23 protein-coding genes are annotated in these 25657 nt (G+C 33.9%); 16 read left to right on the plus strand and 7 right to left on the minus strand.

The window, feature by feature from the left end; all coding sequences use genetic code 11:
- The first annotated feature begins 41 nt into the window (after window positions 1-41).
- The 4 genes from FHP04_RS06870 to FHP04_RS06885 all read left to right on the plus strand — a co-directional run bounded on the left by FHP04_RS06870 (window position 42) and on the right by FHP04_RS06885 (window position 4281).
- A complete protein-coding gene (locus tag FHP04_RS06870; RefSeq protein ID WP_139855359.1) occupies window positions 42-371 on the plus strand; it encodes an ArsR/SmtB family transcription factor in 330 nt (109 codons plus the stop codon).
- A gap of 34 nt (window positions 372-405) precedes the next feature.
- A complete protein-coding gene (locus FHP04_RS06875) occupies window positions 406-1296 on the plus strand; it encodes an arsenite methyltransferase (protein WP_139855360.1) in 891 nt (296 codons plus the stop codon).
- A 254-nt stretch (window positions 1297-1550) separates the two neighbouring features.
- Window positions 1551-2270: a carboxypeptidase-like regulatory domain-containing protein gene (locus FHP04_RS06880; protein ID WP_158319124.1), complete on the plus strand. Its 720-nt coding sequence runs from the start codon at window positions 1551-1553 to the stop codon at window positions 2268-2270.
- Window positions 2271-2439: 169 nt separating this feature from the next.
- Window positions 2440-4281, plus strand: a complete 1842-nt coding sequence (locus FHP04_RS06885; RefSeq protein ID WP_139855362.1) for a PLP-dependent aminotransferase family protein — start codon at window positions 2440-2442, stop codon at window positions 4279-4281.
- Window positions 4282-4356: 75 nt separating this feature from the next.
- On the opposite strand, the gene FHP04_RS06890 is transcribed toward FHP04_RS06885, so the two are convergent.
- The 3 genes from FHP04_RS06890 to FHP04_RS06900 all read right to left on the minus strand — a co-directional run bounded on the left by FHP04_RS06890 (window position 4357) and on the right by FHP04_RS06900 (window position 7149).
- On the minus strand, window positions 4357-4827 hold the full coding sequence (locus FHP04_RS06890) for a GtrA family protein (RefSeq protein ID WP_139855363.1): 471 nt from the start codon (window positions 4825-4827) through the stop codon (window positions 4357-4359).
- 100 nt (window positions 4828-4927) lie between these two features.
- Window positions 4928-6196 carry a DEAD/DEAH box helicase gene (locus FHP04_RS06895; RefSeq protein ID WP_139855364.1) on the minus strand — a complete coding sequence of 423 codons (1269 nt, stop codon included), beginning with the start codon at window positions 6194-6196 and terminating at the stop codon, window positions 4928-4930.
- Window positions 6197-6471: 275 nt separating this feature from the next.
- The gene (locus tag FHP04_RS06900; protein WP_139855365.1) at window positions 6472-7149 is read right to left on the minus strand and encodes an RNA polymerase sigma factor; all 678 of its coding nucleotides are present in this window, start codon (window positions 7147-7149) and stop codon (window positions 6472-6474) included.
- 104 nt (window positions 7150-7253) lie between these two features.
- Between FHP04_RS06900 and FHP04_RS06905 the strand changes: the two genes are divergently transcribed.
- The 12 genes from FHP04_RS06905 (at window position 7254) to FHP04_RS06960 (ending at window position 19162) form a co-directional block, all read left to right on the plus strand.
- On the plus strand, window positions 7254-7637 hold the full coding sequence (locus tag FHP04_RS06905; protein WP_139855366.1) for a hypothetical protein: 384 nt from the start codon (window positions 7254-7256) through the stop codon (window positions 7635-7637).
- 185 nt (window positions 7638-7822) lie between these two features.
- Complete coding sequence (locus FHP04_RS06910) at window positions 7823-9709, plus strand: tetratricopeptide repeat-containing sensor histidine kinase (RefSeq protein ID WP_139855367.1); 1887 nt, start codon at window positions 7823-7825, stop codon at window positions 9707-9709.
- A complete protein-coding gene (locus tag FHP04_RS06915) occupies window positions 9710-10477 on the plus strand; it encodes a LytR/AlgR family response regulator transcription factor (RefSeq protein WP_139855368.1) in 768 nt (255 codons plus the stop codon).
- A gap of 170 nt (window positions 10478-10647) precedes the next feature.
- A complete protein-coding gene (locus FHP04_RS06920; RefSeq protein WP_139855369.1) occupies window positions 10648-11175 on the plus strand; it encodes a nuclear transport factor 2 family protein in 528 nt (175 codons plus the stop codon).
- Between the two features lie 87 nt (window positions 11176-11262).
- Window positions 11263-12201, plus strand: coding sequence for an NAD-dependent epimerase/dehydratase family protein (locus FHP04_RS06925; protein ID WP_139855370.1), 939 nt, complete (start codon window positions 11263-11265; stop codon window positions 12199-12201).
- A 38-nt stretch (window positions 12202-12239) separates the two neighbouring features.
- Window positions 12240-13172, plus strand: a complete 933-nt coding sequence (locus FHP04_RS06930; protein ID WP_139855371.1) for a nuclear transport factor 2-like protein — start codon at window positions 12240-12242, stop codon at window positions 13170-13172.
- Window positions 13173-13257: 85 nt separating this feature from the next.
- A complete protein-coding gene (locus tag FHP04_RS06935; RefSeq protein WP_206735954.1) occupies window positions 13258-14028 on the plus strand; it encodes a hypothetical protein in 771 nt (256 codons plus the stop codon).
- A gap of 240 nt (window positions 14029-14268) precedes the next feature.
- Complete coding sequence (locus tag FHP04_RS06940; protein ID WP_246051402.1) at window positions 14269-14679, plus strand: RidA family protein; 411 nt, start codon at window positions 14269-14271, stop codon at window positions 14677-14679.
- 106 nt (window positions 14680-14785) lie between these two features.
- A complete protein-coding gene (locus FHP04_RS06945; RefSeq protein ID WP_139855372.1) occupies window positions 14786-15058 on the plus strand; it encodes a DUF3764 family protein in 273 nt (90 codons plus the stop codon).
- 189 nt (window positions 15059-15247) lie between these two features.
- On the plus strand, window positions 15248-15373 hold the full coding sequence (locus tag FHP04_RS14780; RefSeq protein WP_260402631.1) for a hypothetical protein: 126 nt from the start codon (window positions 15248-15250) through the stop codon (window positions 15371-15373).
- Window positions 15374-15510: 137 nt separating this feature from the next.
- Window positions 15511-17031 carry a tetratricopeptide repeat protein gene (locus tag FHP04_RS06955; protein ID WP_139855374.1) on the plus strand — a complete coding sequence of 507 codons (1521 nt, stop codon included), beginning with the start codon at window positions 15511-15513 and terminating at the stop codon, window positions 17029-17031.
- Window positions 17032-17137: 106 nt separating this feature from the next.
- Window positions 17138-19162: a ComEC/Rec2 family competence protein gene (locus FHP04_RS06960; protein ID WP_139855375.1), complete on the plus strand. Its 2025-nt coding sequence runs from the start codon at window positions 17138-17140 to the stop codon at window positions 19160-19162.
- 26 nt (window positions 19163-19188) lie between these two features.
- Here FHP04_RS06960 and FHP04_RS06965 read toward each other — a convergent pair whose 3' ends face one another.
- The 4 genes from FHP04_RS06965 to FHP04_RS06980 form a co-directional block, all read right to left on the minus strand.
- Window positions 19189-19722 carry a thioredoxin family protein gene (locus FHP04_RS06965; protein WP_139855376.1) on the minus strand — a complete coding sequence of 178 codons (534 nt, stop codon included), beginning with the start codon at window positions 19720-19722 and terminating at the stop codon, window positions 19189-19191.
- 85 nt (window positions 19723-19807) lie between these two features.
- Window positions 19808-21592, minus strand: coding sequence for a peptide MFS transporter (locus tag FHP04_RS06970; protein WP_139855377.1), 1785 nt, complete (start codon window positions 21590-21592; stop codon window positions 19808-19810).
- A 201-nt stretch (window positions 21593-21793) separates the two neighbouring features.
- Entirely contained in the window at window positions 21794-23383 is a 1590-nt protein-coding gene (locus FHP04_RS06975; protein ID WP_139855378.1) for a peptide MFS transporter, read from the minus strand.
- A gap of 21 nt (window positions 23384-23404) precedes the next feature.
- Entirely contained in the window at window positions 23405-25585 is a 2181-nt protein-coding gene (locus FHP04_RS06980) for a S9 family peptidase (protein WP_139855379.1), read from the minus strand.
- Window positions 25586-25657: the final 72 nt, after the last annotated feature.

Genomic DNA, 25657 nt, shown 5'->3' on the forward strand with positions numbered 1-25657 from the left:
ACTTTAATCGTAATATTGCAATGTATTAATTAACTCAAAAAATGGGAATCACTAAATCTGAAAAATTCACAGAACAACAAAATCAAATTGCAAACTTTGCAAAGGCCTTTGGTCATCCAGCTCGCGTAGCTATTCTTCAGCATTTATTCAAAATCAACACCTGTATTTGTGGTGATTTGGTTGAAGAAATCGGACTAGCCCAACCTACTATTAGCCAGCATTTAAAAGAGTTGAAAAACTTAGGATTAATTAAAGGAAATATAGAAGGTACTAAGGTTTGCTATTGTATTCATAAAGAAAATTGGACCAAAATGAAGTTAGTTATGAACGAATTTTTAGACCAAGATATTCTTACAACAGAGTGCTGCTAAACAAATACGCATCATCACACATAAAACATATACTATGAAAAACGAACAAGAATTAAAAGATATCGTCAAAGATCGTTATACCAAAATCGCAGAACAAGGCAAAGCTGAAAATGCAGCTTCCTGCTGTGGCGCAACCACTCCATCAAATAAAGTTTACAACATTATGATGGACGATTACTCCGAAACTAAGGGGTACTCTGAAGATGCTGATTTAGGTTTAGGATGTGGTCTTCCTACAGAATTTGCACACATTAAAAAAGGCGATACTGTAATCGATTTAGGTTCTGGTGCGGGTAATGACTGTTTTGTTGCTAGACATGAAACAGGTGCAGAAGGAAAAGTTATTGGTATCGACTTCACTCCTATTATGATTCAAAAAGCGCGTATGAACGCTGATAAATTAGGCTATAACAACGTTGAGTTTAGAGAAGGTGATATAGACGCAATGCCGGTTGGTGACGACACCGCCGATGTAATTGTAAGTAACTGTGTATTAAACCTTGTTCCTAACAAGCAAAAAGTTATTGGTGAAATCTATAGAGTTTTAAAGCCAGGAGGACATTTCAGTATTTCTGATGTTGTATTAGTTGGCAATCTCCCTGATGCCTTAAAAGAAGACGCCGAAATGTATGCAGGATGTGTAGCTGGAGCAATTCAGAAACAAGAATACCTTCAATTTATTCAAGATGCAGGATTTGTAAATGTTCAAATTCAAAAGGAAAAACCAATTGTTATTCCAGATGATATTCTTGAAAAATATCTTTCAACTGAAGAGGTAAACGCTTTTAATAATTCAGATACAGGAATATTTAGTATTACTGTTTACGCAGAAAAAGAAGGCGAGAAATCAAACAAACCTAAATTAAAACTAGCAGACATTCAAGACAACACTTCTTGCTGTGGTCCAGCTTCAAGCTGCTGCTAATAAACAGAGATATTGCATTTAAAGCAACGCCTCTTTCCTTCTTTGGAAAGGGGCGTTTTAAGTTAATTTTGGACCGAAATAAACTTAACCTGTTATAAGTAAATACTAATTCTTAGTTAAAAGAATTAGAGTCTAAAAATCCTTACTAATTTTTGAATTAAATTCGATAACTAATCGATTTATTAATGACGGGGATTTTCAAAATTTATCACGCAACAAAAACAAAATTTTTTTTTAGATTTTTAACGGTACTATTGATAATCCTTTTCAGCAGCAGTTTATATTCTCAAAGACAACAATTAGAAGGAAATATTAATGCAGCCGACGATATTGACGTTGAAGGTGTCAATATTTTTAATGTTTCTACAAATAAAGGAACCGTTACCGATGCAAATGGGAGGTTTTTAATTTCGGTAAAAGAAAAAGATACGCTTTCTATTTCCGCTATTCATATTCAAACAACAACATTAATTATCGGTGCCGAACAAATGACTAACAAGAAAATCATAATTCATCTTAATGAAAAGATGAACGAATTAGGCACAGTTACTTTAAGAAAACCCCTTACTGGATACATAGGTTCTGATGCTAAAATAATTCCAATACAGGAAACAATAACAGCAACTAGCATGGGACTTCCAAATGCCGATAAACCAAAACTTACTAAAACACAAAGGCAATTGTACGCAGCAAATTCTGGACCTGTAGATGCGGTGGTAAATATGATTTCAGGAAGGACTAAAATGCTAAAAAAACGTTTGGAATTCGATAAAACCGCAGCGTTAACCCTAACGCTCCTTGATAAATTTCCAGAAACCTATTTTACAGATGAATTAAATATTGAAAAACTGAAAATCTATTCTTTTATTTTCTTCTGCGAGGCTGATCCAGATTATCAAAAAACAATAAAACAAAGCACCATTGAAATTCTTGACTTTTTAAAACGAAAGAGCAGAGAGTTCAAAAACCAATAATCCTAAAAGCTAAATTTGTATTAAAAGAGCTTTCAAAAATGTATTACGGTTTTTCCTTTTTAACTTTGTTCTAGATTTAGCCTATTGCTAAACAAATTAAAAATTGTGGCTAAAAGGTTTTAAAACAAATCTAGTAACCTTAAACTACTGCTTACCTAATATGAAATATATGAATAACGATAAATTATTGAATTATATAGACACCGTAATAAAAAATATGCCTGCCGACTGGTTAAAACTAACCACACATCGACTAGATATTTATAATGAAGATTTAGCAAAAACACAGTTTTTAGAGCAGTTTGAAAACTTGTATGCTGCAAATAATGCCGATACAAAGGAACTTTCCGAATTACCTACGGCCTACGATTATATTAGATTAGGACATCCACTATCTTGTGTTTTAGAATGGACAATTGCTAAACTTGATAACTTGAAATCTGAAAACGTAATAAGTTTTCAATCAAATACAATTCCTATATTAGCTATTCTAAGAAAAAACCATTTCGATAATAAAAGCACTCAAATCATATACACAGATGAGCTTCCTAAATTTTTTAATACTGGAGTTTTGAAAGAAGTTTATGGTTATAATTTTCAGGTAAAGAAAGTAGAAAACGCAGACGATATTTCTGAATTTGACGGAAGTACAGTTTTGATTTCACATCAAGATAAAATTTCTAAAACCGACCTTAATTCAAATGTTGATTTCTATATTAATCTATACGGACATCTAGGAAGTTTGTTAATAGTAAACGGCGAAAAGAATGAAAGCTATATTTCCGATATACAGCACGTAAGAAGAAGAGAAACTGTTGCTATGACGCCGAATAATTGTTTGATAGCTTTAAAAGCAATAGTTGAAAATTCTAAAATTGAAACTATAGATATCAGTCAAACTGATAAGGAAAAAGTATTAGATTCGATTAAAGAAATTACCGGTACAACATCAAAACCTTTAGTTGCAACTAGTGGCTTATCTATTCAATATGCCATAATGATGGGGCTTGTTCACGATGCTCTTGAAAACCACAAAGGGAAAGACATCAGGTTTATTGTCCCACCAAACTGTTATGGAGGAACAAACGACCAAGCAAGACGAGTTGCTGCAATTATCAAAAATGTTGAGATTGAAGATCTCTTAGTTGATGGAGATAACGATATGGTTCAGAGTATTGACACGGTTTTGGCTAAAATTGCTAAAGAAGATGCTGTACCGTATATCATTGCTGAAATCCCTACTAACCCTAGAGTTGAAGTTCCAAACCTTCAAAAGCTAAAAGAGGTTTTAAGTAAGGAGCGCACAACTGCAAATGGCAAAGTGGCTATAGATCCTGTGTTTATATTAGATCAAACTTTTTGTCCGAACGTTCACTTCTTAGGAAAAGGTGAAATGCTTTCAACAGTAAGAACAATTTCCTTTGCTAGTGGTTCTAAATTTCCAAGTGGCGGACTTTGTACAGCAGGATATTGCGCAGGTAATGACAAAACGGAAGCTCTGATGCACAAGATTGAAAAACATCTAAGCTTATGTGATAACGAAGCCACACAACTTCAATATGAAATACTTGCAAAACAATTGCCGTCTATGAATCAACGAATTCACGATGCGTACGAAAACACACGCGAATTTGTAAACTTTATTCACGAAGCACTACCTGATGCTAAAATTAATTTTGTTTCGGAAGAATTGGCTGAGCAAGGTTTTACTCCTTCTGTTTTCTCATTGGATTTACCTACAAAAGGGAATACTGCTGAAGAAAAAGAAACATATAAACGAGCTTTAAACCACAAACTCATCAATTTAATGATTACTGAAATTCCAAACGAGAGTAAATATTGCGTAAGTTATGGGCAATTAAAAGGGTGTTACTGGACGATTCCGGCAACCTCAACTCAAGGAACAACTAAAGAAGGTGATAAAGACTATATCGCTCGTGTAGCCCTTTCTCCAAATTTAAACCTGGATCTACACAAAAAGGTATTTTTAAAATTTGTAGATAGTATGTAATTCTAAAAATAAAGAATTGATAAAAGGCACGTTTACTTTGGTAGGCGTGCCTTTTGTATTTAGCAAAAACACTAATTAAACTACTTTAAAACTAAATTTATTTTGAAGAATGTAACTGTATGCAACGGCGATAAATACAGTGAGTATTTTTGATGGCGTAGGATAAAAACCTAGCAAATCAACAAATAACTTCATACAGATATAACTAAGCACTAGCGCTCCCATGGCAACTAAGAAATACCTAAAAAACTGAACTTTCCACGGCAAATTAGACTTCTCGAAAGTGATAAATTTCTGAAGTAAAAACCCAGTCACAAAGGTTATAGGAAACACAAAAAATAAAGAAGCAATATGTGGGCTTAGCACTACAAAAAACAAATCGACATTTTGTTTTGCTACTATGAAATTGTAAAAAATAAAATATAGGAATGTATCAAACACCAAATTTCCTCCTCCACAGACCGCATACCGATATGTTTTTAAAGGAAGAAAACGCCGAAACAAAAAGTAAAAGGCGTCGATAAATTTGATAAGGCTTTCTTTCATTGCAATTAGGGCGCAAAGTTAAGATAAGAAAGCGGAAGTAACGAATTAGAATATAATGAAAAAAGGGAAGCTAAATTTAGCTTCCCTTTTTAGGTTTAATTTATCGTCTATTACTATTTCGGGTGCTCTTCCCTTTTGAAGGGGCTTTACCTCTACCAGTATTTCGACCGCGACTATGATGGGCCGCTTTCTGTCTTTTCTTTTCTGCTTCAGCTTCTTTAACATCGGCCATAGTCTCAGTAGGTTCAAAATCGGGAAGGGTTTTCGCTTGTAGGCGTTCTCCTATCAATTTTTCAATATCTTTTAAATATCCAACCTCATCAAGACTAACTAATGATAGCGCTTCTCCACTAGCTCCCGCTCTACCTGTTCTTCCTATACGGTGAACATAATCCTCAGAAACATTTGGTAATTCATAGTTAATTACATGCGGAAGTAATGGAATATCTAGTCCTCGAGCTGCAATATCGGTAGCAACTAACACGCGAACCTTTCCTTCCTTAAATCCTGCAAGGGCTCTAGTTCTAGCTCCCTGGCTTTTATTTCCGTGGATAGCAGCTGAAGTAATTTTCGCTTTTTCAAGTTTTTCACTTAAGCGATTGGCACCGTGCTTAGTTCTAGTAAAAACTAAAACCTGTTGCCAATTTCCTTCAGAAATAAGTTTTATAATTAAATCAGTCTTAAGATTTTTATCAACTCTATAAACTGTTTGATCAATTTTCTCTACTGTAGTATTTTCTGGAGTTGCTTCTACTAAAACAGGCTGATGAAGAAATTCATTAGCAAGTTTTTTTATCTCCTTTGAAAAAGTTGCAGAGAACAAAAGATTCTGCCTTTTTGAAGGAAGTAGTGCAAGTATTTTTTTGATGTCACGAGCAAAGCCCATGTCTAACATTCTATCCGCTTCATCCAAAACTAAGACTTCAACTTTTGAAAGTGAAACCGCACGTTGATTATGAAGGTCTAAGAGTCGTCCTGGTGTTGCCACCAAAACATCTACACCATTACGCAGTGCATTAATTTGAGGATTAGCTCCTACTCCACCAAAAATAACAGTTGATCGTAGGTCTGTAAATTCGCTATAATCCTTAAATTCTTGCTGTACCTGAGCAGCTAATTCACGAGTTGGAGTAAGTATAAGCGCACGAACTGGTCGTTTGTGCAAGGTTGGTTGGTTTTGTAAAATTTGTAATAATGGCAAGGCAAAACCAGCAGTTTTACCACTACCTGTTTGTGCTGAGGCCAACACATCTTTTCGTTCTAAAATTAAAGGAATTGCTTTTTGTTGAATAGCCGAAGGCGTTTCATATCCTTTTTTGCTGATTGCTTTCAGCAGGGCATCGGATAGCCCAAGTGATTTAAATGTCATAAATTTATTTAAGTTGTAAGACCGCTGCGCTTGGAGATAGTATATCGCGGCGCTTTTAGAATGTGGTCTTTTCAAGAACCTTTAAAACTAAGAAGACGGTTTTAATATGCGGCGAATATACGTCTAATTTTCTCCGTGGAGGTTTTTCGCAGCTATTATCTCGATTGGAAGACTGTTTTTGTGATAACATTCACAGTTAAGCATCATAAAATCAACTTATAAACCTATGAAAACAAATAAATTCTAACTTCATAATAGTTCAAGACAAGGACTAATTAAGGTAAATATTGAATGCGCTCCATAACGTGTTCTACCATTAAATCGCATTTCTTATTTCCAAATTCATAAATAGAAGAATCGAGTGTTGTTTTAAAAAGCTCATCTCTCAACATATTCTTAGCACGATGTAACCGCACTTTTATATTGCTTTCAGACAATTTTAAACAGTCGGCAATTTCAGAATTAGACAATCCTTCCACTTGATGAAGAACAAAAACAATTCTATATTTTTCTGGTAATAAATCGACAGCTTGTTCAACTAAAATGCGCGTTTCAGATTTTATGGCTTGTTTTTCTGGATTCATTGTATTGGTATCTGGCAAGTGAATTATATTTTCAAGACTTTCTGTTGAACCATAATTGGTAGACTGGCGTTTTTGTTTTCGAATAAACTGTAATGCCTCATTAATTCCAATTCTAGTTAACCAAGTTGAAAAGGAAGATTCACTTCTAAATTGATACAATTTAAGATAAGCCTTTACGTAAGCTTCTTGCATTATATCGCGAGTGTCAGCTTCAGAATTAATATAACTTCTTATTATCCTAAAAAAACGTTGATTATAACGTCTCAATAGAATTTCATATAATTCCTTTTCACCTGCTAACACCCGATTTACAATCTGAGTATCAGAGAGTTTAGTTAATGCGAATCTGTCCGTCTGAGTTGAGTTCATTGTTTCCTTTTCTTTTTAGATGCCGCAATTATTATAAAGTTACAAAATATGTAACCACTTATGGTTTATTGCATCAAAACAATAGAACATAAATCTTTAGAGCCATGGCAACAATAACAAACAACATTGAAATCAATAAGTTACAAACCCTATTAAAGTACACCTTTACAATAGTACCTATTGTAGCTGGATTGGATAAATTTTCAAATATTTTAGTGCAGTGGGATACCTATCTTGCACCCTCGACCTTGGATATACTCCCGTTTAGCGGAGCAACATTTATGATGATTGTAGGAGTAATTGAGATAATTGCAGGAATTATTGTTTTTACTAAAACTCAACTAGGAGCATATATCGTTTCTTTATGGCTTATACTTATAGGGTTAAGTTTACTCCTAACGTGGCATCATCCTGATGTGGCGGTTCGAGATATGGTAATGGCTATTTCTGCATATGTTTTGGCTAGATTGAGCACTTCTAAAAGCTAAAAATTAAATTCTCTAATTTAGAAGAAAACCCTTCCCTTTATTTTATTAGTACAGGAAGGGTTTTTCGTATTTATTTAATAGATTTATCTGTATTTTTTTCATTTTCAACAAATTAATTGAAATAAAACAGCTTTTTCACTAATAAAAAAAATTTTCTTTGTAAATTTAAATTCTAATAACATACGATGAAACGACTATTACTTTTTATAGTATTAGCTTGCGTTTCGTGGAGTAGTCTTCCTCACACTCCTTCTCAAAACCAAGAAGACACGCTTAAAAATTCGTATTTAAACTCGGAAAAATCTATTCCGAAGAATAAAGACACGCTATCAGAATTCATTAATTTCAAGAAATCTATTGCAATTTCAACAAAAAGCAAGGATTATAAAACCCTTGCAAAATCGTTTATCGGTTTGGCAAAATGGCACGAAGACCATACTATACTCGACTCTTCAATTGTTTATTTACAAAAAGCTATTTCGGTTTACAAAAAGCAAAAAATGCCAAAAGAATTGGCAGACACTTATCTGCTTCTAGCAACAAATTACAGTGGAACTGCAGAGTACGACGAAGGGTCTAAAGTTGTCTTTAAAGCATTAGCTCTATATGAAGAAATAGACAATCAGCGCGGCATTGCTCAATGTTACACAAAAATAAGCGACCTACTTTATTACTCAGACAGCTATGCTGAAGGCGCAGAATACTGCAAAAAGGCAATAGCTATTCAAGAAAAACACGGTTATAAAGATGATTTACCTCTCTCCTATCGACGACTTGCGGAGAATGAATTATTTTTAGGTGACTTAGATAAAAGTCTAAGCAGTATGAATCGTGCTATCAACCTTTACAAACAATTAGGAGTTGTGGATGCCCCTCTTTTAGCTTGCTACAACGGCCGCGGAAATATTTACAAATACATGGAACGTTATGATGATGCTATTGCAGATTACAATCGTTGCTATGAGGGTGCAAAAAAAATAGGTCTGCTGCGGTATACCATGCCACCAACTGCAAATATTGGCCACGTGTATATTTTGCAAGGAAAATATGCCGAAGCTCTACCCTACAACTTAAGAGCGATTGAAATAATGAAACGTATAGGCAATACCAAAAACCTTTGGGAAAACTATATGCATATTTCAAATATATATGGTGAATTAGGTGATTATAAAAACGCACTTGAATATCACGAACTTTACGAACAAGGTCATACAGAATATTTAAATACCATAATTGCACGCAAGGACAGTGAACTTCAGGTGAAATATGAAACTGCACAGAAAGACATCGAAATTTTGAGTCAGCAGGAAAAAATTACACAACAACGAATAACCCAATGGCTTTATATTGGTGTTGCAGGATTACTAGCTATAATTCTCTTTGGAATGTATTTTACCTTAAAGAATATTCGTAAAAAACGAAAGGCGCTTTCGCAATTAAACACTGAGTTGGATGCAAAGAATAAGCAAAACGAATTGTTGCTAAAAGAAATTCACCATCGTGTAAAAAACAATCTAGAATTGGTAAAAAGTCTTATCGCTTTACAATCTGCAAAATTGGAAGATGGCGCTAGTAAGGAAGCTATGCTTGCCAGCGAAAATCGCGTTCAAAGTATGGGTATTATTCACCAAAAGTTATATCAAGGAGAAAACTTAGGCAGTATAGAAATGAAAGATTATTTCATGAATTTAAGCGAAGGCGTGCTCGACACTTTTGATGCGGAAGAAAAGGTGAAAATAGAATGTGCCATGGACGATCTAAACTTAGATGTAGATACTGCCGTGCCCATAGGTTTAATTGTAAACGAACTTTTGACGAATGCATTAAAATATGCCTTCCCAGAAGGAACGAAGGGCAAAATAAAAATTAGCCTTAATAAACAAAATGAAGCCTTATTTTTAAAAGTTTCAGATAACGGAATTGGTAAAGTCAAAAAAACTAAAGCAAAAGGAACTGGGTTCGGCACCCAGCTTATTCAATTGCTTACGCTACAATTAAACGGTACAATTTCTGAAAACCATAAAAATGGAACTGAAGTACTTTTCAACTTTAAAAATTTCAAAATAGCCTAAATGGGAACTGCAATAAAAATATTAATTGTTGAAGATGAAATGGTTATTGCAGCCAATATCTCGTTACAACTAACTGAACTTGGTTATGAAGTTACAGGTATTTTGCCACGAGGTGAAGAAGCACTGTCACAAATAAGAATAGACAAACCAGATATTGTTTTACTGGATATTCGGTTAAAAGGGGAATTGGATGGAATACAAACCGCCCAAGAAATTCAAAAGTATTTTAGAATTCCAATTATTTATTTAACCGCGAATTCAGACGAAGCGCATTTTAATCGAGCGAAGGAAACACACCCTTATGGGTTTATTTCAAAACCATTTAAAAAACTAGACCTACAACGAGCAATCGAATTAACTGTTGATAGAATTTCAATTGAGATTGGTCCTAACAACGGTGAAACTAGCAGTCCTGATTATCGTTTAAACAACGGTAATACAGGTAACACAATTTTAAACGATCGTATTTTTGTACGCCACAACGACAAAATGCTAAAAATAAATATTAAAGATATTTATTACATCGAGGCAGACCGTAACTATTGTCGCATCTTTTCGCAGGGGCGAGAATATCTTTTAGTGATGACCTTAAAAGATATTGATATCAAACTTCCAGAGAAACACTTCCTCAGGATTCATCGTTCCTACATTATTAATCTTTCCCAAATTGATGAAGTAGCGGGAACTCATGTTGTAATTTCAAAGAAAGCAATTCCAATGAGTAAAGCTATGCGCACCGAACTTCTTAAGCGGTTACAAACTATATAATGTTTCAGAATACTGAATTCTGAAATTAATTTTCCTTTAGCAACTAATTCTCACTCTCCGGACAGTAATAAAGACGCTTCGTCCTAAATCCCTTTTTATTTCATTTGATTGTCAGTTACTTAGATGTACACCTCGCACTATTCTAGAAACTAATATTAAAATAATCTATTATGAAAAGAATACTCTTTTTAGCACTTGTATTGATTCTTTCGTGTACTGCTTGTCAAAAACAAGATATGCGCTACACCCAGCAGTCCCCCGAAATTGACACTTATAAGAAAATAATTCATGCTTACGAGAAACAGGACTGGCATGCTCTTGCTAGTCACTACGCCGATACCGCTAAGATAATGAACAACGTCATTGAAAAAGAAGGCAAGACTATAGCCGAAGAAATAGCAATGGGCAAAGAGGATGCAGCACTCTTTAGTAGCTGGAACTATGTTGATGGCGAATCTGATTTTGAGATGGTCGTAACAGATAAAGGTAAAACTTATGTAAACTTTTGGGGTACTTGGAAGGGGACACTTGCGGCAAACAACAAAACCTACACTATACCTGCGCACATAACCGCCCAATTTGTAGATGGTAAGGTTGTAAAAGAATTTGGCTATTGGGATGTCTCCAAAATCATGCTCGATATACAATCTCTACAACAAGCTGAAACAACTGTAATGAAAGATTCAACCAGTTTATAATTTAAATATTCAAAAAGATGAATAATGATAATAAGGGCGATGAAGAGTTTATCCCAAATCAGATTTTACCTCAATAAAAAACAGAATATGAAAACAGTAGGCATCATAGGTGGTTCAGGCTTTATAGGAAGCTATACTACAAGGAAATTTTTAGAGGAAGGATTTAACGTAAAAGTATCGGTTACTGACATTAAAAAGAGTGAAAAGTATCAGCATCTTTTCAACCTTGAAAATTCAGACAATTTGAATATTAGTCCGTTAAAGGTTGAGAATTTAGAAGCTTTAAAAGATTTTATCAGCGATTGCGAAATAGTAGTTCACGGCGGCACACCTTTTCAGTTAGATGTAAAAGACCCTCAAAGCGAACTTTTTGATCCAACAATAAAAGGCACTGAAAATTTTTTAGAAGCTTTAAAAGAATCATCATTAATAGAGAAGGTTGTTTTTATTGCCTCGGTAGCTGCGTGGAACACAAACTTTCCATTGCCTTCATTTGGAAAAACAAACTCAGAAAGTTTTAATGAATCCGATAAAAAATACATCAACTCCGAAAGTCATCCTTATGCACAAGCCAAGTTTATAGCAAACCAAACGGTTGAAAAATTTATACAGGATAATCCAAATCTTTCCTATGAAATCACTTCTGTTTCGCCAGTAGGAGTTATGGGAAAATCATTGTCAAAAAGAGAAGACTCCACTTCTACTGGGTTACAATTTCTTATTAAAAATAAAATAGCCCCAAACCCATTTGTTCAGATGCTTTACGATATCAATGCAGAATTCGCATTAGTAGATGTAGAGGATGTTGCTGAAGCCATCTTTAAAGCTGCAACTATTTCTGGATTACACAATAAAAACTACTTACTAAGCAGTGAAACTTATACCATTAGCGACATGAACTTGATGCTAAACCACCAACCTTCGCAGCATAAGGGGAAGATTATTTATGAAAATGCCCTCGCTAGCAAAGAATTACAAATGAAATTTAGCCCAATTCAACAAGCCTTATACAGTTATTCACAGTAAAATTAAATAGAGTATTAACCAAATAAATATATAAACCAATGAAGACAAAAATTTTAATTGTAATGATGCTAATAAGTTTCATTACCACAGCGCAAAAAAAGAACGGTACTATTTACATAGAACATCCGGCAATTACAGTAGTAGAAGATATGACTAAGTCTTTCGTAGACGGTAACACCGATAAAGTTGCAAGTTATTTAGCAGAAGATTTTATGGCTTATAACGGCAACAATATCAATCCTAATAATAAAGGAACTGATAAAGAGAGCTTTTCAAGTTCTGCAAAAAGTTGGAATGATGCTTTAGATTATTTTTCAATATCACGTTCTCCAGGAGCATATCCAGATGCATTAGAATATAAAGATGACAATCAAAAAAATGTTGTTTGGGTACAGACTTGGGAAGATATGAAAGGCGTTCACAAAAAAACTGGAGTAAAGATTAATCAACCCATACATCGTCTATTTATTGTTAACAAAAACAACAAAATACAAACTATCATAACCTATAACAATAACAATATTTTTAGAGAAGTGGGGCAGAGCAATAGTAACCGTACAAACGGCACTATCTATAATCACCACGAATTCATTAACACCGTTCGCAATCTAATGTATGCTTTCGAAAACAAAGATTTTGACAAAGCTTATGGTTTTTATGATGACAATGCCCGTTTCGTTAATTCAAGTTCACCAGATTTTGAGAGCATTTCACTTGCTGAGCAAAAGGAAATTGACAAAAAATTATTTGAGAAGTATGATATTAAAGATGTACAAATTGTTGGTTACCCAGACTACTTACACTATGAAATGGGAGATGCCCATGTAGTGCAGTCCTGGTGGAACATTAACCTAATGCGTAAATCCGACAAAAAAGCTATTACAGTTCCTATACACTACCAAATGTATTTTAATGAAGATGGCAAAATAACTCGTGAAACAGCTTACTACAATCCAAAACTTATGGACTAAGCCTTGTGTTAAAATCAATCAAATTATTAAGAAAGGCAAATTACACAATAACCAGTTCGTCAATGACGGACACAAATGAAACATTATGAAAAATTTGATATTTATAATTCTTTTATTGCCATTATTGGCAATATCACAGAACAATGCTGAATACGGCGTATTCGAAAATGCAATATTAATCCCCAATCCTACTCAAGTAACACAATTTGAAAAAGGAATAGCAGCACATAACAAAAAATTTCATGGCGAAGGACCTTATGCAGGACGAGTGTATTGGATTTCTAATGGTCCTAATACTGGAAGCTATGTTTGGGTTATGGGACCATTCCCTTGGAGTGCTTTAGATAACAGACCCGCTCAAAAAGACGGTCATGATACCGATTGGAACAACAATGTAGCTCCGTATATGACAGCAGACAGTGGTTCTCAAAGCTATTGGCGAGGACGCAATGAACTCTCTCGATTCCCAAAAGATTTTACCATAAAAAATATGGAAGTAGATTATTGGGATATAAAAAGAGGAAAGTATGAAGATGCCATGAAGTTGGTGAAAAAAGTATACGATGTGTATTCTGAAAAAAGTCCAAATGACACCTATGGAATCTATACTAATGAATTTTCAAGCACCAAGGAAGGAAGAGATCTTGCTGTAATATCATTTTTTGACAAGTCTGCTTGGCTGGGTCAAGATCGCGGATTTGTTGAGAAATACGAGATCGTTAATGGTAAAGGAAGTTGGAAAGAGTTTTTAAATGACTGGATGGCAGTTACTGAAGGCGGTGAAACCGAACTGTGGATTTTCCGTCCAGATTTAAGTGGCATAAATGGCAATGTAAAAGTTGCCGACAGAAAATAAAAACTTACGCGTCTTCTGCGCCTTTTGTGAATAACCTCTTGCAAGGGCGTAAAGTCGCTTAAATTACATTCTATGAAATCACAAATTCACAAATATCTAATCTTTCTATTTGTTTGCTTATCCAGTGTGCAAGTTCAAAGCCAAGATCCACATAGCAGTGAAGAATCCGCCATAACAGGAATCGTTTACTCAAAAGTTAAAAGGAACCTTAGCAGCTCAGAATCATTAAAAAATGAACCTATAGAATCCAAAACAATCAAAACAACTCCAGAGTATTTTCACCTACGTCCCGATGTTGAAAAAGCTTATAGCTATTCACACGCCATAAAAATTGGAGATGATATAAAAATCTCTGGTGCCGTAAGTATGGACGATGATGGTAACCCAACAGCCATTGGTGATCTGGAACAACAGATGAAAAATTGTTATGCTGACTTAGAGAAAATCTTAACACATTTTGGTTGCACGTTTGACGATGTGGTTGTAGAAAATGTATTCACTATCGATATGCCAAAGTTTTTGGAAGTTGCAGGATATCGTACAAAAATCTATAAAAAGCAATTTCCAACCGGTTCTTGGCTTGGTGTAAAAGAATTGGCTATTCCAGAATTTATGATCGAGATTGAATTGGAAGTACATAAACATCAATAAAACGGAACATTATGAAAACTCTTAAAACTTTACGTTATTAAAATATAAATATCGGAGCAGCTGAAAACCGTTTAGAGTAGGCATTCATAAAATAAATCACAATACAATGAAAACAGTAATTGTTCAACACGAGGTGAAAAATTTCATCGAATGGAAAAAAATTTTTGACGCAGATCAGTCCAATCTTCTAAAAGAAGGAGTTCAACTGAAAAATCTTTACAATTCGGCTTCAAATGCAAACAATGTAACCATGATTTTCGAGATACCTGATGAACCGGGATTATTTGACAAAGTAATGAGCGACCCGCAAAGACAAGCAGCTATGAAAATTGGTGGAGTAGTAAGCAAACCTACTATATCAATATTAAACAAAGTTTAGTATCACGATACCGATAAGACATGCACTAACAATTTAAATTACAATACAAGGACAACAGTAATAGGACGCCACAAAGTAGGCGATTTTAATACATGGCTTAAAGGCCATCAAGATCGGGTAGAATTATTTTCACCCTCAGTTTCTAGTTTTAAAACTTATCAGGATACAGATGATCCTAATTCAATAGTGTTGGTACTCGAAGTAACAGACATGGAAAAATTTAAAGCCATGCTAGATCGTACAGATAGTATAGAAGCTCAGAAAAGACATACAGTATTAAAACCGATTACTGTTTCAATGCCAGTAAATCCTTAACAACAGGTTTTGAAACATGGACTCAATTTTAAAAGCAAAAGCATGGTTCAAGTAATAGTTAGTTCAAAAAAAAAGCTTGTTTAGCTAAAGAAGAAATATGAAATGACTACCTTTAAACTATCTATAAACCACTAGTTATGAAATATATAACCTATTTTTTAATTCTGTTTACAATTATTTCCTGTAAACAACAAAAGAAAGAAAACATTCGATTAGGTGTTGTTGATTTATCTGTAAGTGGTAAAGAAAGTGCTCAACCTTATTTTGAAAAAGGACTTCTATTGTTACATTCCTTTGAATATGAAGATGCCCGCGATGCTTTTATAGAAGCACAAGAGGAAGATTCAGAAATGGCAATGGCTTATTGGGGAGAAGCGATGACCTATAATCATAGTTTATGGCAAGAACAAGATTATGAGGCTGCAACAAATGCCTTAAATAAGCTGGATAAAATTAAATTCGATAGTAATGAATACGAAATTGAACAGGATTTAATTAAAGCTGTGCGTATACTCTATGAACCAAAAATTGATAAGACCCAAAGGGATATCAATTATTCGAATTATATGGAGGAACTGCACAACAAATATCCTGATAACCAAGAAGTCTCAGCCTTTTATGCTTTATCACTATTAGGTTCGGTAGCTGAGGGCAGAGATGATGTTATTTATGGAAAAGGTGCCAAAGTTGCAAAAGGTATTTTAAACGAAAATCCAAAACATCCAGGAGCATTGCATTATCTAATTCACTCCTATGACGATCCCGAGCACGCCAACCTTGCTTTAGACGCTGCTAACATATATTCAAAAGTAGCCCCAGATGCTAGTCATGCGCTACATATGCCTTCACATATTTATGTTGCCATGGGAATGTGGGATAATGTTATTTCTTCAAATATAGATTCTTATCAAGCCAGCTTGAACCGAATGGAGAAAAAGGGATTAGATAATGATGCGCGTGGATATCATGCTTTTCATTGGCTAGAGTATGGATATCTTCAAAAAGGAAATTATGAGGAAGCGAGAAAAATGGTATTAGATATGCAAAAATACGCTACCGAAAAACCATCTAAAAAGGCAAGAACTCACCTCGTATTTTTAAAAGGAACGTATCTAGCCGAAACAGATGAATGGGATAGTGATATTGCAAACATAGCATTAGATATAAACGATTTAAATATTACCATTCGTTCACAATATCACTTTATAGAAGGAATGAAAGCATATACTAACGGCAATCTGAAAAAATTAGATAGCGTAATCGATGTTATGGAGCAAGACTATAATAGAGAGTCTTTTGTAGTTTCAAAAGGGAGTTCTAAATTGTGTTCTGCTGTTACTCGAGATGAGGCCAATGAAATGGATTTAAAAGAAGCTAAAATTAGACAAAACCAACTTCTGGCACTTCACGCTCAGCTAAAGGGTGACTCTAATTTAGCCGAACAACATTTTAAAGAATCCATTAGTATTGAAAACAGTATAAGTTACAGCTTTGGTCCGCCTACAATTCACAAGCCTACCCACGAACTTTATGCAGATTGGTTACTCTCTCAAAACCGAAATGAAGAAGCAGCAGCGCATTATAACCTAGCGCTAAAAAATGGCCCGGGTAGACTACGTGTTTTAAAAGGTATTGAAAACTCAAAACAAGTTATCTAAACCCATAAACAACTGAATTACTGAATATTAAGCTTCTATAAAATTGTAAATCGCGAAACTTCTTATATCTTTATAAGAATTCATTTTATGTTCAAAAGCCAGGCTTATGAAATTCATAAACTTCGCAATAGTTCGGTTTTCAATTTTTCTTACAATAGGGTTTCTTTCTGCACACTTCTACCCTGTTACAACATTTTTATTGCCTTATCTTTTAGCTTTTTTATTTGTTTTTGTGCTATTCTGGTTTTGGGCACGTAAACGAATTTTTCAATCTGTAGAATTAGGAATTGTAACATATTTATGTTTTTTCGCCATTGGATATGTGAGTTATCAGATGCGGTTGCCAATGTTCCAATCAAATCACTATACACATATTACAACTTCAGATATTCCTGAAATGCTTCAGTTAAAAATTACTGAAACATTAAAGGATGATAATTTTAACCATAAGTATTTGGCCGAAATTTATGAAGTAAATGGAAACAATTCAAAAGGAAAGATTTTAGTAAATGTTTCTAAAGACTCTATAGAAAGCAGGTTTTTAGTTGATGATCTTATATTAGTTTATTCAACTATTTCTGAGATCCCTAAACCTTTAAATCCACATCAATTTGACTATTCAAAATATATGAAATCACTAGGGGTTTATGGGAAATTGCATATATCTCCGAAGGAAATTATAAAACATCAAATTGGAGCCCCAACATTAAGAGGTTTTGCTCAAAATCGTCGTGCTAGAATTATAGAAAAACTTCAGAAAACAAAATTAGAAACAGATGAACGAGCAATCATTCAAGCATTAGTTTTAGGGGAAAAGAAAGATATAGATAAAAACCTATACGAAAAATATGCAGCGGCTGGAGCGGTTCACATACTTGCTGTTTCGGGCTTACATGTAAGTATCATTTATTTTATACTAAGCTTTTTATTAAAACCACTTTCAAGATTTAAGTACGGTTCATTAATACAAGTAATATCTATAGTTTTATCTCTTTGGGGTTTTGCTTTGCTTTCAGGTTTGTCACCGTCCGTTACAAGAGCTGTAACGATGTTTAGCTTCTTCGCCTTAGCCGAAGTATTAAACCGCGACACAAACGCTGTAAACACCTTATTCCTTTCTTATTTCACTTTATTGGTTATTAAACCGTTTTTACTGTTTCAAGTTGGATTTCAACTAAGCTATTTAGCCGTTTTCTTTATAATTTGGTTACTTCCTATTTTTCAAAATATTGGTTATTCAAGATATAAAGTTGTTCGTAAGGTTTGGACATTAATTGCAGTAACTATTTGTGCCCAAATCGGAGTATTGCCATTAAGTTTATTCTACTTTAATCAGTTTCCTGGCTTATTTCTTCTTACTAATATAGTTATCCTTCCTTTTTTATCAATAATAATGTGTGGTGGCATCTTGATAGTGATTTTAGCAAGTTTTGATTTCTTGCCAAATTGGTTAGCAGAGACCTACAATTTCCTAATAGAAAAATTGAATTGGTTTATTAACTGGATTGCTACTCAAGAACACTTTTTACTTGGCGATATACATTTTTCTGCATTAAAAACCATAAGTGCTTATTTAACAATTATAGCCTTTGCTTTATATCTTAAAAAGTTAACCTACCCTAGGTTAATTACTTCGTTAGTAACTATTGCCTTGTTAATTTCAGTATATATTTATGATGAAAACAGATATTCGAAAAGTCAATTAGTGGTATTTCAAAAAAACAGGCAAACTCTTCTAGCTTATCAAAATGGTAAAGACCTTAGCGTTTTTAAAAGTGACTCAACTGAAAACTTATCTCATGATTATCCAATAAAAGCATTTAAAACCAAACAGAATATTACATCATATTCTGAAAAGACACTTCCTTCTATTTTTAAATATAAAGACAAAAAAATATTGATAATCGATAGCTTAGGTGTTTACCCAAAGCACGAAAACATTCATACAATCATTTTATCCAATAGCCCGAAAATAAACCTCAACAGGCTTATCGATAGTATCAATCCAAGCCAAATTATTGCCGATGGAAGCAACTACCACAGTTATGTAGATAGATGGGAGGAAACTTGTAAACTAAAAAAGCTCCCATTTAGCCATACAGCTAAACAAGGAGCTTTCCTATTAGAATAACTCGAATATGAAACTTAGTGGTTATTCTAAAATGTATATTTAAAATTCTTTTGATATTCTTCCCAAGCAGAAGCAGTTGTTATTTTTAAATAATCATCACTTTGAATCATTTTAAGAAATATCTCCAATTGTTTAGGAGTTCTGTATCCTGGCACTGCTTGAATTAACTCACCATCTTCTTTAAAGAACACTACCGTTGGATAAGCATTAACTTTAAGAGCGTGAGCAAATAAATGCTGTGAGTTTCTACCTTTTCTATCTGGGTTATAGTTAGGATTAGTATATGTAAAATCTTTATACTTTATCTCTTCTGTACCTTCGGCATTAAACTTTACTGCATAGTAGTTTTTATTTATATACTCAATTACACTTTTATCGCTAAATGTATTTTTGTCCAGCATTTTACAAGGACCACACCAAGTGGTATAAACATCCATAAAAATCTTTTTCGGATTTTCTTTTTGGGCTGCTAAGGCTTCATTCATTGTCATCCAATTTATCTTTTGAGCTTTAACACTACCTAGTGTAAACAGGAAAACAATTATTAAAATATTTCTCATCAAATTCATTTTATTAATTCAAAAGTAAAGAAACAAAAAACGTTCCACAAAATGGAACGTTTTTTATAAATTAATGTAATATGCATTAACGAATTCCGTGCATTAATCTTTTCAATACTGGGTTTAAAAGCATTGCTATAAATCCAACAATAATTGGTACTACTGCAAAAATCAAGAAGAAAGTTCCTAAAGAATACTCCTCAGAAATTTTGTCAATCATACCTCCCATAGTGTTTGCAGCTTTTTGGCCTACAGCAATTGCTAAGTACCAAACTCCAAACATAAAACCTATCATTCGTGCAGGCACTAATTTACTTAGGTATGAAAGTCCTAATGGAGAAAGACAAAGCTCTCCCATAGTGTGGAATAAATATGCTAAAATTAAAAATATCATACTCACAGAAGCCGTTCTTGCTCCAGGAGGAATATCGGATGCACCATACGATAGAATAGCAAACCCTAGACCTAGTAAAACTAACCCAATTCCATACTTCATTGCAGCACTCGGATTGTATTTACTTTCCCACCATTTGGAGAATAACGGTGCTAAGGTAATAATGAAGAATGAGTTTAGAATTCCAAACCAAGTAGCATCTACTTTTAATTCTTCTGAAAAAGCTTTATCGTAAATACGATATAATACCAATGCCCAAACTAGAATAAAAGCTATTGCTAAAACAATATTAGAGGCACCAATTTTAGTAAATGTCTTTTTAAATATTAATACAATCACATACGTTATAATAATCAACGGAATGGTAGTTAATAAACCATCAATTATCTTAAAAATTATAGCTGCATTTCCTTCTAGGTTTCTATCGGTATAATCGCTCGCAAACAAGGTCATCGATCCTAAGGATTGCTCAAAGAAAGCAAAGAAAAACACTGTAAAAAGCGCAAAAATTGTAACTGCGATTAATCTATCTCTAACTATAGGTAAATAACGTGCGATACGTGTAATTAATAAAACTAAGAACATTGCCAGTGCCGCTAAAACAACCACATTTGTACCACTCATACCTCCTACTTCAAATGGAACTAAGGATTTAGAATATATCGTATCTAATGGATCATTAAACAAATACAATAAACCACCAATAGATGATAGTACTATTAACACATAATCAAATGTAGTAAATGGGTTAAGTTTTATCGCTGCTTCTACTTCCTCTTCAACTTCTTCTTTATCCGCACCTTCTTCTACATTTAAAACTATATCTTTTTTCTTTGAAGGTCTAGCTCCAACTTTCCCGAAGATTTTATGAGCTAATATAAACTGAAGCATTCCAAGGAACATAAAAATTCCTGCTAAACCAAAGCCATAAGACCATCCGTAATTTTCAGCTAAGTAACCACATAACATCATCCCGAAAAATGCACCAGCGTTTACTCCCATATAGAAAATGGTATAAGCACCATCTTTTTTGGATTCACGGGTTTTATACATTTCAGAAATAATAGAAGTAATATTCGGCTTAAAAAAACCAGTTCCAATTACTAATAGTGCCAAGCCCAAATAAAATGAAGCTGTTGTTTCCAATGCCATTGCTGCGTGACCTAGCGTCATTACAATACACCCAATTACAACGGCAATTCTATATCCTGTAAATTTATCGGCTATCCAACCTCCTATAATTGGGGTTAGGTATAATAGTGAAGCATATGTACCTATTAAAGACAGCGCGTGCTCACGAGGCCAGTCCCAACCAGGGTTATCACTCATTAAAGGAGCTGTTAGAAACAATATCAATAGAATACGCATTCCATAAAAGGAAAAACGCTCCCACATTTCAGTAAAGAATAAAATAAATAATCCAACTGGATGCCCTAAAACAGTGTCTTTAAATAAATTTTCAATATCCGTTTTCATTTGTATATGCTTTGGTTAGTTTTTTAAAAATTATGTTTTTAATTCTTGAAGTTAAAACCTATAAAGTTTTCACCTTTACATTTGCTTTTGATACTGTAATGTGTCTGACATAGTAATAGTTTATATTTTAAAAAAAATATTTGTTACTTTCTGTTTTATGTTCAGGTTTACTTAATTCAATTCATCGATATTCGAAAAGAATTAGTTTATCCCATGCATCATTTTCTTTAATTTCGGGTTGAATAGCAATAATAATACTGCTGCCGCAATTGGGATAGCAGCAATTATTAAAAAGAAAGTAGACATAGAATATGTTTCCGAAATTTTATCGATATAAGAGCCTGTCATACCAGCAATAAAGTTGGCAATTGCAGAAGCTGTAAACCAAAGACCAAATAATAAACCTGCTAGTCGTTTAGGCGATAATTTAGAAACATAAGACAAGCCTACTGGACTTAAACAAAGCTCACCTGTTGTGTGGAAGAAATAAGCTAAGATTAGCCAAATCATACTAACTGATGCTGTTTCAGCTCCTTGAGGAATACTATTAGCACCCACAGATAACACCACAAAACCAACTCCTACTAATGCTAACCCCATTGCGAACTTAACTGGACCTGAAGGATTCCATATTTTTTCCCACAGCTTACTGAAAGATGAAGCTAATGTGATAATAAAAAAGGAGTTTAAGATTTGAAACCAAGATACCGTAACTTCAGTATGCTCTAAACTGAATTCTCTATAAACTTTCCAAACACCTAAAATCCATATAATAATGAATGATATTGCTGTAAAAGTAATAGTTAAAGGGTACGCTTTAAAGATCTTCTTACCTAAGCCATATAGTACCCAAGACACAATAATGATTGGGAAAATTGTTAAGATGGCATCCACCCATTTAAAGATGGTTCCCGTACTTCCCTCTAATACTCTTTGTGTATAGTCTTTAGCAAAAACGGTCATAGACCCTCCGGCTTGCTCAAATGCAAAGAAGAAGAACATACTTGCAACCATTAATACACCAACAACTATTAATCTATCTCTTACAATATGTGGAGCTATTTCTTCTTCTTCATCTGCTCCACCAGCCATTGCATCTAATTCAGCTTGAGTATGTGTTCCTGGCTCTTCCCCTATTATTCCGAATATTTTACGTCCGAAATAGAACTGTAGCATACCGAATAGCATAAATACACCTGCTAAACCAAATCCATAATGCCAACCTACTTTTTCACCTATATATCCGCATAATAGCATTCCTAAAAATGCTCCTGCATTAATACCCATATAAAAAATGGTATATCCCGCATCTTTTTTAGTACTTGAATCTGGATATAAGTTTCCAACCATTGAAGAGATATTCGGCTTAAACATACCATTACCTACTATCATAAGCACTAGACCTATATAGAAGAATGTTGGATCTATCATTTCAAAGGCCATAGAAAGGTGACCTAAGGTCATAATTAATGCACCTAATAAAATAGCTTTTCTAAATCCAGTAAATTTATCGGCAATTATACCACCAATAAGTGGTGTTAAGTAAACTAAACCTGTGTACCAAGCATAAAGCTGCATAGCATCAGCATTCGTCCATTCCCAACCTCCTTTGGCTATTTCTGTTATTAAGAATACCGTCAATAACGCACGCATTCCGTAATAGCTAAAGCGTTCCCACATCTCTGTGAAAAACAAGATGAACAATCCTGCTGGATGGCCCATCACCATTTTATTATCAACACCTTTTTTAGCTAAATGCGCTATTAACTGAGGGTCATTTTCTTGGCTCATAAGATATAACTATTAAGTTTTTTAAAGATTATTTTTAATATATTCAGTCATTAAGGTATACAGGTGTAAACGAGTGTTTCCTCCATATATACCGTGGTTTTTATCTGGGTAAATACGCCAGTCAAATTGTTTATTGGCTTGCACCAGTTCTTCAATTAAGCGCATTGCATTTTGCACGTGCACATTATCATCTGCACTTCCGTGAATTAATAAATATTTTCCTTCTAGTCCGTCTACGTGAGAAAGTGGTGAGTTATTATCATACCCTGACGCATTCTCTTGTGGAGTTTGCATATAACGCTCTGTATAGATAGAATCGTAAAATCTCCAACTTGTAACCGGGGCAACAGCAATTGCCATTTCAAATGTTTCTGGTGCCTGAAATAATGCGTTAGACGACATAAATCCACCATAGCTCCATCCCCAAATTCCAGTTCTAGAAGAATCAATGTATGGTAAACTACCTAGTTTTTTTGCCGCAGCGATCTGATCTTCAACTTCATATTTACCCAGTTCTTTTTGAGTCATTTTTTTGAAATCACGACCTTTGAAACCAGTTCCTCGCCCATCAACACAAACAACAATAATATCTAATTGATTTACTAGCATTTCGTGCCAAAAGTCATTTGTACCCATCCAACTGTTTGAAACACTTTGCGAACCTGGTCCAGAATACTGAAACATAAATAATGGATATTGCTTAGACTCGTCAAAGTCTAAAGGCTTTATCATATACATATTCAAGTCTTCACCATTCACATTGATAGTAGAGTACTCTTTTGGTGAAATATTATAAGAGGCTAATCGATTCTTTAAACCGTTATTGTTTTTAATTTCACGTAATAGTTTGCCAGTTTTAGCTTCGTGAAGTGTATATACAAAAGGTGTTTTAGAATCTGAAAATGTATTAATAAAATAAGTAAAGTCTGAACTAAATGAAGCATTATTAGTTCCTATCTTTTGCGTTAAACGAACCTTATTTTTTCCCGATGGCAAAATAGAATATACATCGCGATTAATACTTCCATTTTCAGTACTTTGAAAATATATACGACCAGTATTTTGATCGAAACCGTAATATCTAGTTACTTCCCAAGGACCACTAGTAACTTGATGAAGAAGTTTTCCGTCTTTATCATATTGATAAATATGATTCCACCCATCTTTCTCGCTAGTCCAGAAGAAACTATTGTTATTTAAAAATGTAAGGTTGTCGGTTACATCAACATAAGCATCATCTTTCTCAGCTAAAATTAATTTTGAAGTATTGTTTGACGTATTTACAAAAACCAAATCAATAACATTCTGATGGCGATTGGTAAGTTGAACACTTAAAATATTATTGTCTTGCGTCCACAACAAACGTGGAATGTAGTAACTGTTATAGCTTGAAAGATCTACTTCAGAAGTTTTTTTACTTTTAAGATCGTATAGTTGTAATGAAACTTTAGAGTTTTTCTCACCCGCTTTTGGATACTTAAAAGTATCGGCAGAAGGATAAAGTTCCTTTCCGTATAAATCCATGTTGAATTGTGGAACTTCTGTTTCATCAAATTTAATGTAAGCCAATTTATCACCATTCACACTCCATTCAAAAGCACGAACAAATGCAAACTCCTCTTCATAAACCCAATCAGTAATACCGTTGATGATACTATTCTTTTTACCATCAGTAGTAATTTGAGCTGTTTCATTAGAATTCAAATCTTTTATAAAAAGATTGTTTTCAAATCCGTAAGCTATTTTATTCCCATCATTACTGAAAGTTGGCTCCTGTACTTTATTAGCAGAAACAAGGGTAAATTCTTTAGTTTTTACATTGTAAACATAATAAGTTCCCAATGTTGAACGACGATAAAGTTGTTGTAGCTCTGTTGAAAAAAGAATTTTAGATTCGTCCTTACTCAATTCATAAGAAAGCACTAAATCAATTCCTTTTAAATCTTTAGTATTTAAAAGTGTACTTACTTTTTTACCACTTTTATAATCGTAAACATCGATAGATGATTCTTTAGATTGGCGGTCGTAATTAAGCACTGCATATTCCTTACCGTTCTTCAGGGAACGTAGAACGTCAAGACCTTGAGTTCGAAATGCACCACCCCAAATTTCTTCAAGAGTTATGTCTTTTTGTTGGGCAGTAATAGCAGAAAATGCTGTGAAAAACAGCATTATAAATGAAAGGGAAATTAACTTCTTCAAAGTGTTAAAATTTGATAGGCCAAGTTTACTAATTTTTTGTGAAATTGAGGGTCGTTTTTTTGTTAAATAAGC

Origin of the sequence: Aequorivita sinensis (assembly GCF_006346335.1) — a bacterium.
Lineage (GTDB): Bacteria > Bacteroidota > Bacteroidia > Flavobacteriales > Flavobacteriaceae > Aequorivita > Aequorivita sinensis.